The sequence below is a fragment of the Streptomyces griseus genome, assembly GCF_001715295.1.
Classification (GTDB): domain Bacteria; phylum Actinomycetota; class Actinomycetes; order Streptomycetales; family Streptomycetaceae; genus Streptomyces; species Streptomyces griseus_G.
Map to the genome: position 1 here is coordinate 1 of NZ_MDKB01000015.1, position 213 is coordinate 213.

Annotated in this window: 1 rRNA gene; it reads left to right on the plus strand. The window is 49.3% G+C overall.

Annotated features, from left to right (window positions below):
- A 23S ribosomal RNA gene (locus tag BA175_RS31490) occupies window positions 1-213 on the plus strand; the annotation flags it as partial.

A 213-nucleotide genomic window follows, 5' to 3' on the forward strand; every position in this document is an offset into this window, starting at 1 on the left:
GAAACATCTCAGTACCCTCAGGAAGAGAAAACAACCGTGATTCCGGGAGTAGTGGCGAGCGAAACCGGATGAGGCCAAACCGTATGCGCTGTCTCTTATACACATCTAGATGTGTATAAGAGACAGTTCTTATTCCGATCGGTCGTTCCGCTCTCGTGTTGTGATCCCGATTACGGGAAAACATTCACGGAGAGTTTGATCCTGGCTCAGGAC